Origin of the sequence: Acinetobacter sp. ANC 5054, from assembly GCF_002135295.1 — a bacterium.
Classification (GTDB): Bacteria; Pseudomonadota; Gammaproteobacteria; order Pseudomonadales; family Moraxellaceae; genus Acinetobacter.
On record NZ_NEGG01000009.1, the window covers coordinates 88,163 to 100,744 of the forward strand.

Genomic DNA, 12,582 nt, shown 5'->3' on the forward strand with positions numbered 1-12,582 from the left:
TTTGTCTTAAATTTAGAGATATAAAAAAAGCCCGCATATAGCGGACTTTTTTAACAAATTAGACACTTAGTTTTTATGACGCATATGCGGGAACAAGATCACTTCACGAATACTTGCAGCATTGGCAAACAACATCACTAAACGGTCGATACCAATACCTTCACCTGCTGTTGGAGGTAAGCCATATTCAAGTGCTTCAATGAAGTCAGCATCATAGTGCATCGCTTCATCATCACCTGCATCTTTTTCAGCAACTTGGGCTTGGAAGCGTTCTGCTTGGTCAATCGGGTCATTTAATTCTGAGAAGCCATTTGCCAATTCACGACCACCAATGAAAAATTCAAAACGGTCTGTGATATGTGGGTTTTCATCATTACGACGAGCCAATGGAGAAGTTTCCGCTGGGTATTCAGTAATAAATGTTGGTTGGCGAAGTTCAGTTTCAACGGTTTCTTCAAACACGATGGTTTGTAGTTTACCCAAACCAAAACCTGGTTTTACTTGCTCTTTCAGTTCATTTTTAACGAAGTTTGCGAGAAACTCACGATCAGACACATTTTCTGGTGTGAATGTTGGGTTGTGTTCAAGAATTGCATCAAACATTGAAATTTTCTTGAATGGACCTTTGAAGCTATACACTTCTTCGCCATAAGGAACATCAGTTGAACCTAAAATGTCGATTGCCAATTTTTCAAGCATATTTTCAGTCAAAGCCATCAAGTCTTTGTAATCTGCATAAGCTTGGTAGAATTCAATCATGGTGAATTCTGGGTTATGACGTGTCGAAACACCTTCGTTCCGGAAGTTACGGTTAATTTCGAATACACGTTCAAAACCACCAACCACCAAACGTTTCAAGTAAAGTTCAGGTGCAATACGCAAGAATAAAGGCATATCCAAAGCGTTATGATGCGTTTCAAATGGACGTGCAGACGCACCACCTGGAATCACATGCATCATTGGCGTTTCAACTTCCATAAAACGTTCATTGCTCAAGTACGAACGAATGCCTGACACAACTTTTGCACGAATCTCAAAAGTTTTACGTGTTTCTTCGTTCATAATGAGGTCTAAATAACGCTTACGGTACTTAACTTCAGTATCAGTTAAACCATGAAACTTATCTGGAAGTGGGCGAAGTGACTTGGTTAAAAGTTCAAAGTGTTCAATGTGAACATATAAATCACCTTTACCAGAACGACCGATATAACCTTCGATTGCAATGATATCACCAAGGTCTAAACCTTTAATTGTTGCAAGAACATCAGCAGCTAATTCTTTACGTGGCACATAAAGTTGGATACGACCTGTCATATCTTGGATCACGATGAATGAACCACGGTTCAACATCACACGACCAGCAACTTTTACATGAACCTGTTCACCTGCTTCAATTTCTTCTTTTGATTTTTCAGCAAATTGGTCTTGAAGGTCCTGTGCATAGTGTTCACGCTTAAATGTGTTAGGCCACGGGCTAACACCTGTTTCCTTGGCGTGCTCTTTGATGTGCTCTAACTTGGCATGACGCTGTGCAATTAAATCGTTTTCGGAAATGGCTTGTTCAGAAGTCGATTGAGCGTTATGTTGCGTCATCTCTGTCTCAAATAGTTAAAAAACGGAAGTTGCATAGCATAGCAGATTTCCATTCGATTGAGCAGTAAGCAATGACAGCTATTTTGAATAAAGTTAAATTTATCAACTATGATGCGACTTTGTTCACAGCCTAAACATAATATAACCCGACGCATTTCAAATTTTTGAAAACCACCCAAATAAATTTTGTAAATCACATCGTCACATATACAGCTCATATAACAACACTTTTCACACGTTTTTTATTATATTTTCAATTTGTTAAGTTTAAAAATGTAACTCAACAATTTAATACTAAAGTCTTTTATTTGCCTCCTAATTAGACCAAAAGCTAAATTTTCTTTTTGCTCAACTTCAATACAATGTTTAAAACAAATTTGTTGAAAAATAAATTATTCAGCAAGCCCACAATATGCCAAAAACAGTGTGTAGAAAAACAATGACTTCATGCTTATCGAAAATTCTGTTTTTACATGGACTTGATTCTTCACGCGAATCGACAAAATTCCATGCAATTGATGCGAAACAAAAATTTTGCATTGAAGTGGACTATCGCAACTTAAATTTTCAAACAGTTGCAGATTTTTATCATGATAGTATCGAAACGATAAAACCCGATATTATTGTCGGTCATAGCTTAGGTGGCTATTGGGCACTAAAAATGTCACTGTACCATCGCATACCTTGCGTCATTGCCAATCCAAGCTTGCATCCAGATTTTCGTGATGATTACCCAGCCATCTGTGATGCAGATTTAGATCATGATATTCCACAAGTGGCGTATATAGAACGAGGAGATGAAATCCTCAATATGCATGAAACAGAACAACAATTAGAAGATTTTATGCAAATCCAAGCCATTGATGGTGGTCACCACCGTTTACAATGTCCTGAAAACATTAATGAACTCATCCACCAACTTGAATCAAACTATTTAAAAATAAAAAGTTAAATCACTGCTTTTCGATCAAATATGCATGATTAAACATCTGCAATAAAAAAGCCCTGCAAATCACAGGGCTTTTTTGAAACTTTTCAACAAAATACTCTTAATACATTAAGCCGCATTTGCTTCAGGACGTGTTTTGTCATCCAGTACAGACCAAACCTTCAAGCCTAAATCTTTATGCATGTCTGGAAGGTCAAGGAAAATACTTGCACCCAAAACCTCATGTTGACATTTTTCAGCCAACTGTTTCACCGCACGTAAAGTACCGCCTGTCGCTAAAACATCATCCACAATAATCACTTTTTGTGATTGGATTTCAGCAGACATTTCTAAACGATCTAAACCATATTCAAGGCTATAACCCACACCAACAACTGGTGGTGGTAATTTACCAGCTTTGCGAACCAATACCAGACCTTTACCTGTGCGTTGAGCAAGTAAACTTGCCAATACAAAACCACGTGCTTCAACTGCAATAAAGCTGTCTACATCTGCCAACTGTTCTGTTGGAATACTCGCAATCAATGCATCCGTTAATTGTTCAATGTTGTTCATGAATAACGGTGTTAAGTCAAAGAAACAAATTCCTGGTTTTGGAAAATCTTGGACCGTACGAATGTTAGACCACAATGCAGAAGCAGTAGAAGTACTCATAATAGGAGAAAAACAAATAAGGAAGGAATGTGTGAATTTTAACGCGATTCAGTTCAAATGAACAGACACGACCACTGTTTTTTGCGTAATTAAAATACAACGATATTTTATAAGTTATTGATTTTTATATTTGTATTTTTTAAATAAATATCAATTATATATTTACCTAATTATAAAATACTCTATATATCACATTTACACAGCAAGACTTTAGTCTATATGAATCAAATACTTTTTAAATTTAGCCCACATTTATCCACTTAAGAGTCAATTTTTTTGCAGACCTTAATCTAGCTATTTTTGTCTGACAATTGGGGTTAAATTTCGGCGTTTGATGATATTTATTGTCCTCGACTGCCATTCTGCTTTTAATTTCACTGATTAAACTCCTAGCCACTTTACTTTATTGTCAGAACTGCGTAAAAATTTAGGCCAAGAGTTAACTGCATACGGCAATGTAATACCTGTGCAGTAATGAAGTTTTTACTGACTAGATTTTGTCAGTTTTTGGAGAATGGAATGAAAAAGTATCAATGCATCGTTTGTGGATGGATTTATGACGAAGCAGAAGGTTGGCCACAAGACGGTATCGTCGCAGGTACAAAATGGGAAGATATTCCTGATGATTGGACTTGCCCTGATTGCGGCGTGTCAAAAGTAGATTTTGAAATGGTTGAAATTTAATAAATAAAATCAAAGACCATCTATGTTATGGTCTTTTTTTTGCCTGTAAAAATATAAATTGAGTTTGGAGTTGAGTATGCACCCGATTGTCATCATTGGTTCTGGTATGGCGGGATATGCCGTTGCGCGTGAATTTCGTAAGTTAAATCCTGAACAAGAACTTATTATGATTTGTGCAGATGAAGCGATTAACTACGCTAAACCGACTTTATCGAATGCTTTGGTCGGAAATAAAGCACCAGAGCAGATTCCCTTAGGTGATGCAGCGAAAATGTCAGCTCAACTCAACATGCAAATTATCAACAACAGTTGGGTTAAAAGTATAGATGCAGCCAAGCAAGAATTGACTGTTGAAACTGAAAGTGAAAGCCGTACACAAGCCTATTCAAAATTGGTTTTAGCGGTGGGTGCAAATCCTATTCGTTTAGCCATTTCTGGTGATGGTAGCGATGATATTCATGTCGTAAATAATCTAGAACATTACAAAGCTTTCCGTAAACAACTTGCTGAACGTGATGACAAACGTGTGGTGATTTTAGGTGCTGGTTTGATTGGCTGTGAATTTGCCAACGATTTACAAAACACAGGTGCCAAAGTGTCGGTAGTGGATTTAGCACCACAACCATTAGGTCGCTTATTGCCTAATCATGTGGCAGCACATTTCCAAACAAAACTAGAAGAAACAGGAATCCAGTTCGTACTTGGCACCACGGTTGAAAAAGTGTCTCGCATTGAAAATGGTGACTATCATGTCAGCTTAGCCAATGGTCAAAGTTTAGTCGCAGATGTTGTGCTTTCAGCAATTGGTCTACAACCTGAAATTAGCTTGGCGAAAAATGCCGGCGTTCATACCAGTCGTGGTGTATTGACCAATACAGGTTTGGAAACCAACCTTGCCAATATCTATGCTGTAGGTGACTGTGCTGAAGTCAACGGCATGCTTTTGCCTTATGTCATGCCGATTATGCAGCAAGCACGTGCATTAGCAAAAACCTTAAATGGTGAAAAAACGGCTGTACACTACCCTGCTATGCCTGTTGCAGTAAAAACACCTGCTGCACCATTGACGGTATTACCTGCACCTGTAGGCGTGGACATTGAATGGGAAACTGAAATGCTTGAAGATGGCATGATCGCCCGTGCAATCGATTCAGAAGCCGTACTTCGTGGTTTTGTATTACTGGGTGCGACTGCTGGAAAGCAACGTTTAACTCTGACTAAGCAGGTTCCAGACTTGATTCCTGCTGCGGTTTAAGGTTTAAATACAAGGACGTCCTTATAATAATTGACGTCCTTTTTTTAAGGAAAATAATAATGAATAGTGCCCTTCAATTCAGTATCTCGCCCTACACCTCTTTCATGCATGAAACTCGCGTGGACTTGGGTAATGGTATTGAATTGCATGTCGAAGTGGGCGGCGACCCTGAACATCCCACTGTTATATTGATTATGGGACTAGGGGCACAAATGTTGTATTGGCCTGATTTTTTCTGTAAATCCCTGATTGATCAAGGCTATCGTGTCATTCGCTTTGATAACCGAGATATTGGTCTTTCAAGTAAAATACGCAATGCAGGTCCACGTTTAAATACTTTTAAATTGATGGGTCGCATGGCCTTAGGACTAGAAAATCAAGGTGCACCTTATGACCTCTACGATATGGCAGATGATGTTTCCTTGCTCATTGACCGCATGGGGCTTGATAAAGTTCATATTTTAGGGGCTTCGATGGGAGGCATGATTGCTCAAATCGTCGCAGCACGCTACCCAGAAAAAGTTCATAAACTCAGTTTACTCTTTACCAGCAACATTCAACGGTTGTTACCACCACCATTTCCAAAACAATTATTTAGTCTAATTGAAAAACCAGAATCAAACGATGAAGATGGCATTATTAACCATAGCCTCAAAGTCTTTAATATTATTGGCTCACCGGGCTATATAAATCAGCTTGAAGCAATTCAAACAGCTCGCAAGCTCTATAAACGAAGTTATTACCCTGCGGGTGTACTTCAACAGTTTTTAGCAATATTATGTACGGGTTCCCTGCTGCAACTGGATAAACAGATTCAGCACAATACCCTCGTGGTACATGGCGCATGCGATCGTTTGCTTCCGCCAAGCCATGGCAAGGCTGTTGCAAAGGCAATTTCAGGTGCTAAATTTGAATTAATTGATGGAATGGGGCATGATATCCCACCGCATTTTATTCCATATCTTAGCGGTTTATTTGCTGATCACTTTAAATCATAAATTAGGACACTATGGCTGCATTACCATCCTTAAGACAGCTGTCATATCTAGTAACACTGTCAGAAACGCTGCATTTCACTGAAGCTGCGCGTCGTTCTTTTGTCACCCAGTCAACTTTGTCTGGCGGGATCATGGAGCTTGAGCGTTTATTAGGTGGCGTTTTGGTAGAACGCGACCGTCAAAACGTGCGTTTAACTCCACTTGGCGAACAAGTTGTCGGCCGTGCCCGAGTTCTATTGGCAGATGCGCAAGACCTAATGCGTTTAAGTCGTGAAATGAGTGAGCCTTTAACCGGTGATTTGCATTTAGGTGTTATTCCGACCATTGCGCCTTTCCTTCTTGCACCTTTGCTTGATGAAGTGCATAAGCAGTTGCCTAAAATTCAACTCCATTTGCATGAAGCGCAAAGTGAAAAAATTGTTGAGAAATTAGAGCATGGCAATTTAGATATTGTTTTACTTGCTCTACCTTTCGATACTCGCAGTCTAAAAGTGGCTGAAGTGAACAAAGAAAAGTTATTCTTGGTTTACAACAAAGCTGACCAAAATGCAGCTCAAGCGAAGTCTTTAGATGACTTAGATTTATCTCGTTTGATGTTGCTTGAAGAAGGCCATTGCTTACGCGATCACGCTTTGAGTGCATGTCCAATTGGCGAACGTAAAAATGATCATCGTTTAAAAGCGAGCTCACTACCTACTCTAGTAGAAATGGTTTCAGCTAACTTAGGTTTTACCTTATTGCCTGAAATTGCAGTTCATACCAATATGATCAAAGCAAATTCAGATTTAGCAGTCAAAGAAATTGAGTCTAGCCCAACCCGAACACTCGCATTAGTAACACGTAAGAGCACACCACTCCAAAGCGAATTTGATGTATTGCTGCAAATCCTTCAAAAGATTACCAACAACCTACATTAAATAGGTGATACGTATAAAAAAGAGAGCCATGAGCTCTCTTTTTTAGTTTTTAAAAGCCGTTTTTTAAACCGAATTGTGATTCAAATTGCTAGGCTTCTTTATATCGCACAATTTTTTATTCTTAATTTATATTCCACAAAAGAAAAAAGGCTGACTCAAATGAGCAGCCTTATAGGAATACATATGATTCAATAACGATATTAATTCATACCCTAAATAATATCTTCACACTAGCCAGATAAGTTAGAAGACATCACTATAGTATGCAGAGAATGAAACGAATTAAATCCCTATTTTCAGGTATTTTTTTAATATTTTTTCAAGATAAAACATTGTATTAGCACTGATTAGGCTTCTTACATGAATCAAATATGAACCAGCATTCAGTTGATAATCGATGTTACCACTATGTTTAAAGGCGTTGAGTGTATACACACACAAGTGTAAAAAGATTTATATATAAATTCGCCATTCTAACGGAAGGAAGCGCCTCATCTTAAAGAAAAAGGAATTTGTGATCACGAATTTTGAACATTTTTGGCTTTAGAAAAGAAATATTCGAATAATTCAAAGTTTTTTAGGGTATTAATTATTTAATCACACTCTCACCATTTAACATTCTCTAAAATAATATTATAGATTTAATTAAAAGTGGTGATGCTCAATTTTGATGATGATTTTCAAACTGAATATTTGATTTATACCCTTTTATTCAAGGCATATAAATGTTCGCTAAATTAAGCAAATTCAAATTAATTTAAGTGTTTAATTATATTCTCAAACACAAAAGCAATGTAATAGTTGCATAAAATGCACATTTTTTTTAATCCATGTACGAAAGACCATAAAGAACTAAACATCATTAACGAAAAGTATTACTTTTAAATAATAAAAAATAGACTTAATTCACAATAACTTAATTATACTCTTGATAACAAATCCCAATTTCTAGGTATTTTTTTCTGATTTTTTTTATTGCACATTAGAACTACGCAATTAAAAAAATAAATAGGCAAGTTTATGACGGGCGATTTTTTATTACCAGTTCCTGTTCTGATTATTGACCATCAGTCAGTGACCTCCAAAAACTTGATGTACGATATTTTAGCAGACTTAGGCTATCCTCAAGATCTGATTAGTTTTGTCGATAATTTACAAGATGCGAAACAAAAAATTTTTGACATTTTGCCTAACCTGATTTTTTTAGTTACCACAACTCAATCAGACATTGCCTTTATTCATAAGATAAAAAAAATCTATCCATCCAGTAATCTGATTGTATTGGTACAGGAACAATCAACGGATTTAATCCTGCATGCCTTACAAATTGGCGCGACAGCTTATCTAGTGCTAGACCAATCCGCTGAAGATACCTACAAGCAGCTCAAAGTAATTTTACGTGGTGGTGCTGCGCTGCATGAAAGCTTTGCCAAGTTTCTATTAAATGCTTCGTTGAGTACTCAAGCTAATATAAGTAATCAATTTATGCTTAATGCAGCTGAATATCAAATTTTAGATATGGTGAGCCATCGTGCGACTCAAGAGCAAATGGTTAATGAATTAAAGCTTTCAACTTATCAAATAGATGGATTTGTGAAAAATATATACAGGAAACTTTATAGTTATTCTTAGATTATTAACTGCTAGCCACATCAAAAAAATAAATATAAAAAGGGAGCCTAAGCCCCCTATTCATTGATACATTATCACTTTCGATTACTTAAATGCCTCAAGTAATACATGCTGCGAATTATGTGCTTCCTCACCCTCTTTCAGATATGTGCGTATCCAACGACCATCACTTTGAAGTAACCAAGCCTGTTGGTTATCTTTTAAATAGTTCACTAGACCCAATTGATAAATACGTTTTTTCAAAGCAGGATCTTCTATTGGGAAACACGCCTCAACACGATTGAACAAGTTACGATCCATCCAGTCCGCACTCGAACAATAAATACGTGAATCACCATTATTACTGAAATAATAAACGCGAGTATGTTCCAAAAAGCGTCCTACAATTGAACGTACACGAATATTTTCCGACAGTCCTGGTAAGCCTGGACGTAAGCAACAAATTGAGCGAATAATTAAATCAATTTGCACACCAGCTTGTGAAGCTTCATATAATTTATTGATCAACTGTACTTCGGTTAAAGCATTCACCTTGACAATAATTTGCGCAGCTTTGCCCGCTTTGGCATTGGCAATTTCATTATCAATGTAATTAACCAACTGAGCGTGTAAGGTAAATGGCGCATGCAGCAATTTTTTCAATTTTGCCATTTTGCCCATGCCAGTTAACTCTTGGAAAATGCGGTGTACATCTTCACACAGCTCTTTATCCGTCGTTAATAAGCCATAGTCGGTGTAAATGCGCGCATTGCCCGCATGATAGTTGCCTGTCCCCAAATGCACATAGCGTACAAGTTTGTTATTTTCGCGGCGTACCACCAAAATCATTTTGGCATGAGTCTTATAGCCCACGATGCCATAAACCACGACTGCACCTGCTTCTTGCAAGACATTAGCCACTGCAATATTCGACTCTTCATCGAATCGAGCACGTAGCTCAATCACCGCGGTGACTTCCTTACCATTACGTGCAGCTTCTGCTAAAACTTGAACAATTTCAGAGTCAGCACCACTACGGTAGAGGGTTTGCTTAATGGCCAGAACTTGCGGATCACGTGCAGCTTCACGCAACAAGTTAATGACTGGTGCAAAGGATTCAAACGGATGATGCAGTAAAATATCCTGCTTTTGCATTGCACTAAAAATATTTTCAGTCTTTTTCAATACTTTAGGAATGACTGGTATATGTGCATCATAACGTAAATGTGGACGTTTAAAGTTTGAAAGTAAACGTGCTAAGTTGACTGGTCCATCGACCTTATAAAGCTGTTCTTCTTCAAGGTCGAATTCATCCAACAAATATTCATAAATATGCTGCGGACAATTTTCCGTTACTTCTAGACGTACTGCACGACCAAATCGACGTGAATTTAACTCACCCTTCAGCGCTTTGGCCAAATCTTCAACGTCTTCATTCAGTGCTAAATCGGCATTACGCGTTACACGGAATTGATAACATCCCGTTGCCGTCATGCCCGGGAACAAGTCCGATACATGCTCATGAATAATGGCAGATAACATCACATGGTGTTCTTTACCGCCTGTGAGTTCATCTGGCAAACGAACAACGCGTGGCAATGAACGCGGCGCAGGAACAACCGCTAAATCAATTTGACGACCAAACGCATCCTTCCCTTCCAATGTCACAATAAAGTTGAGTGACTTGTTGACTAACCGTGGAAATGGATGCGCTGGGTCTAGACTAATAGGTGTGAGTACAGGTGCAACTTGTTCTTGGAAATACTTTTTCACCCAAGCTGACTGTGCAGGTGTCAGTTCACCACGACGTAAGAAACAAATGTCTTCTTCACGCAGTTTCGGCAAAATTTCTTGATTTAAGATTCGATACTGGCGCTCTATTGCCGCATGCGCTGTCGCAGAAATTTCATCTAAAACTTGTTTCGGTGTCAGACCATCGGGACTACGGCTTTCATTGCCTAAGTCAAGTTGTTCCATCATGCCCGCAACACGAATTTCAAAAAATTCATCGAGATTACGTGAGAAAATCAACAAGAAATTCATTCGTTCTAATAACGGATGAATCGGGTCTACCGCCTGTTCCAGTACGCGTAAGTGGAAATCAAGAATTGAAAGCTCTCGATTGATATAACGATCATTATAAGTATATTCAGTTGGCGCTTGCGCGACTTCAGCTGCGGTATTCATCTCAAACCCATATTTTAAATGTGTGATGTACTGTGTTTAGTATGCTTCAAATTTATGACAATTTCATAAAAAAAGCCCATCGAAATGAGCTTTTTGTTTTAATTCATCAGCATTGCATCAAGTAGAATGCTCAAGCTAAATCAACCTAGTTCGGAATATGGCTATAACGCATATATTTTTGAATTAAACGCTTACGGTAATTCAATTTTCGATCATTACGGTTTTCATCATAATATTTTGGATTAGGTAAAATTGCGGCAATAAAGGCCGCTTGTTCACGCGATAAGCTACGCGAGCTTTTACCAAAATAATGCTGTGTTGCAGCTTCTACACCGTAAATATTGTCACCAAACTCAACAGAGTTTAAATACACTTCTAAAATACGCTCTTTTGACCACATGCGCTCCATCATCCACGTTGCAACCGCTTCTTGGCCTTTTCGAATGAACGAGCGTTTATTGTATAAAAATAGGTTTTTGGCTAACTGCTGCGAAATCGTTGAGCCACCTGCAACCACTTTACCTTTGTCTTTATTACGTTCTAACGCAAATTGCATGCCTTCCCAATCGAAACCTTTATGCTGTAAAAACTTGCCATCTTCGGCTGCCACGACTGCATGTTTTACATAGTCACTGATTTGATCATAGTCGCGCCACTGATGCTTAATCGGTTTAGAAGGTTCTGACCAATAATCAAGGCGCATCATCATGGTTGTATCGACAGGATGTGTTCGCCACCACACCAAACTCGCAAAGATCCAAAGCTGTACCAAAAGTACAATACTGACAAGAATTAACAATGTACGAACAATAAAGGCTTTCATGTCAGTGTGTTACTCCAGAAATTCTGTTTTTTCATGTTAAGCTTATTTTTTAATACTTTGACACAGTACAAGAATAGCATGTCTGAACTTAGCCCTCCTGCTGTATCTACAAGCAAATTGCAAATCCAACTTTGGTGGATCACCGCACTCCTCATTGCCACCAATGTCAGTCTATTTGGTTGGCAAGTGTTGAATGGTATGGATGTCTCTCAACCCGATATGCTAGATGCATTGCGATGGGGTGCAGATTATGCACCTTTAACCTTTTTAGAGGAACCCATCCGCTTATTTAGTAGCATGTTTTTTCATTTTGGCTTAATCCATCTCATGCTGAATATGTGGGCATTGTATATTTTTGGCAGTGTTGCTGAACAAATGTTAGGTCGTGTGTATTTTATTGGTCTATACGTTTTAGCAGGTTTGACAGGGAGTTTACTTAGTGGCTATCTCGATATTCAAGACAGCTATGCACTTTTGGCTGCGGGCACAGCAGATTCTAGTTTATTTCCAAAAATTGGTGCAGGTGCTTCGGGTGCAGTGATGGGTTTAGGCGCAGGACTTACCATCATTTCCCTGCTTCCTATGCTGCCACGTCAACGTTTTTATTTAGATAAAAAAACCTTGGTCATGGTCATGGGGATTAACTTGGTCATGGGCTTTATGATCAGTGGAATTAATAATGCAGCACATATTGGCGGCATGATCATGGGCGCAGCTTTATGCTTTATTTGGTATTTTGGTGAGAAGCTCCAAAAGCCATTATTGTTTAAAAGTATTGGTTTAATTCTCGGTGCAGGTGCTGCCTATTTATTTTATTTACATTGCCAACAACTTTTGCAGCCAATTGCCCCACTTTGGGAGCATTTTATTGTGTTAATGAAACAAGCTTTATCTGCAAAATAAATATGCAG

11 protein-coding genes are annotated in these 12,582 nt (G+C 38.3%); 7 read left to right on the forward strand and 4 right to left on the reverse strand.

Annotated features, from left to right (window positions below):
* Window positions 1-66 precede the first annotated feature (66 nt).
* Window positions 67-1,593: a lysine--tRNA ligase gene (gene lysS / locus B9T33_RS10555; RefSeq protein ID WP_086178861.1), complete on the reverse strand. Its 1,527-nt coding sequence runs from the start codon at window positions 1,591-1,593 to the stop codon at window positions 67-69.
* 439 nt (window positions 1,594-2,032) lie between these two features.
* Between lysS and B9T33_RS10560 the strand changes: the two genes are divergently transcribed.
* Window positions 2,033-2,545, forward strand: coding sequence for a YqiA/YcfP family alpha/beta fold hydrolase (locus tag B9T33_RS10560; RefSeq protein WP_086178862.1), 513 nt, complete (start codon window positions 2,033-2,035; stop codon window positions 2,543-2,545).
* Window positions 2,546-2,650: 105 nt separating this feature from the next.
* Here the strand turns inward: B9T33_RS10560 and B9T33_RS10565 are convergent, their stop codons facing one another.
* Window positions 2,651-3,196, reverse strand: coding sequence for an adenine phosphoribosyltransferase (locus tag B9T33_RS10565; RefSeq protein ID WP_086178863.1), 546 nt, complete (start codon window positions 3,194-3,196; stop codon window positions 2,651-2,653).
* Window positions 3,197-3,715: 519 nt separating this feature from the next.
* Here B9T33_RS10565 and rubA point away from each other — a divergent pair.
* The 5 genes from rubA to B9T33_RS10590 all read left to right on the forward strand — a co-directional run bounded on the left by rubA (window position 3,716) and on the right by B9T33_RS10590 (window position 8,682).
* Window positions 3,716-3,880, forward strand: a complete 165-nt coding sequence (gene rubA, locus B9T33_RS10570) for a rubredoxin RubA (RefSeq protein WP_005179369.1) — start codon at window positions 3,716-3,718, stop codon at window positions 3,878-3,880.
* A 76-nt stretch (window positions 3,881-3,956) separates the two neighbouring features.
* On the forward strand, window positions 3,957-5,135 hold the full coding sequence (locus B9T33_RS10575; protein WP_086178864.1) for an NAD(P)/FAD-dependent oxidoreductase: 1,179 nt from the start codon (window positions 3,957-3,959) through the stop codon (window positions 5,133-5,135).
* 59 nt (window positions 5,136-5,194) lie between these two features.
* Entirely contained in the window at window positions 5,195-6,133 is a 939-nt protein-coding gene (gene estB / locus B9T33_RS10580) for an esterase EstB (protein WP_086178865.1), read from the forward strand.
* 11 nt (window positions 6,134-6,144) lie between these two features.
* Window positions 6,145-7,050 carry a LysR family transcriptional regulator OxyR gene (oxyR, locus tag B9T33_RS10585; RefSeq protein WP_086178866.1) on the forward strand — a complete coding sequence of 302 codons (906 nt, stop codon included), beginning with the start codon at window positions 6,145-6,147 and terminating at the stop codon, window positions 7,048-7,050.
* Window positions 7,051-8,070: 1,020 nt separating this feature from the next.
* The gene (locus B9T33_RS10590) at window positions 8,071-8,682 is read left to right on the forward strand and encodes a response regulator transcription factor (RefSeq protein WP_086178867.1); all 612 of its coding nucleotides are present in this window, start codon (window positions 8,071-8,073) and stop codon (window positions 8,680-8,682) included.
* 84 nt (window positions 8,683-8,766) lie between these two features.
* Here the strand turns inward: B9T33_RS10590 and ppk1 are convergent, their stop codons facing one another.
* Window positions 8,767-10,848 carry a polyphosphate kinase 1 gene (ppk1, locus tag B9T33_RS10595; protein ID WP_086178868.1) on the reverse strand — a complete coding sequence of 694 codons (2,082 nt, stop codon included), beginning with the start codon at window positions 10,846-10,848 and terminating at the stop codon, window positions 8,767-8,769.
* 145 nt (window positions 10,849-10,993) lie between these two features.
* Window positions 10,994-11,671, reverse strand: coding sequence for a monofunctional biosynthetic peptidoglycan transglycosylase (mtgA, locus tag B9T33_RS10600; RefSeq protein WP_086178869.1), 678 nt, complete (start codon window positions 11,669-11,671; stop codon window positions 10,994-10,996).
* A gap of 78 nt (window positions 11,672-11,749) precedes the next feature.
* Here mtgA and B9T33_RS10605 point away from each other — a divergent pair, with 78 nt between their 5' ends.
* Entirely contained in the window at window positions 11,750-12,574 is an 825-nt protein-coding gene (locus B9T33_RS10605) for a rhomboid family intramembrane serine protease (protein ID WP_086178870.1), read from the forward strand.
* Window positions 12,575-12,582 lie beyond the last annotated feature (8 nt).

Excerpts from the sequence above, each read along its gene's own strand:
- B9T33_RS10565 (WP_086178863.1), bottom strand. The coding sequence starts at position 3,196 with ATGAGTACTTCTACTGCTTCTGCATTGTGGTCTAACATTCGTACGGTC.
- ppk1 (WP_086178868.1), bottom strand. The coding sequence starts at position 10,848 with ATGAATACCGCAGCTGAAGTCGCGCAAGCGCCAACTGAATATACTTAT.
- B9T33_RS10590 (WP_086178867.1), top strand. The coding sequence starts at position 8,071 with ATGACGGGCGATTTTTTATTACCAGTTCCTGTTCTGATTATTGACCAT.
- B9T33_RS10560 (WP_086178862.1), top strand. The coding sequence starts at position 2,033 with ATGACTTCATGCTTATCGAAAATTCTGTTTTTACATGGACTTGATTCT.
- mtgA (WP_086178869.1), bottom strand. The coding sequence starts at position 11,671 with ATGAAAGCCTTTATTGTTCGTACATTGTTAATTCTTGTCAGTATTGTA.
- B9T33_RS10605 (WP_086178870.1), top strand. The coding sequence starts at position 11,750 with ATGTCTGAACTTAGCCCTCCTGCTGTATCTACAAGCAAATTGCAAATC.
- lysS (WP_086178861.1), bottom strand. The coding sequence starts at position 1,593 with ATGACGCAACATAACGCTCAATCGACTTCTGAACAAGCCATTTCCGAA.
- B9T33_RS10575 (WP_086178864.1), top strand. The coding sequence starts at position 3,957 with ATGCACCCGATTGTCATCATTGGTTCTGGTATGGCGGGATATGCCGTT.
- rubA (WP_005179369.1), top strand. The coding sequence starts at position 3,716 with ATGAAAAAGTATCAATGCATCGTTTGTGGATGGATTTATGACGAAGCA.
- estB (WP_086178865.1), top strand. The coding sequence starts at position 5,195 with ATGAATAGTGCCCTTCAATTCAGTATCTCGCCCTACACCTCTTTCATG.
- oxyR (WP_086178866.1), top strand. The coding sequence starts at position 6,145 with ATGGCTGCATTACCATCCTTAAGACAGCTGTCATATCTAGTAACACTG.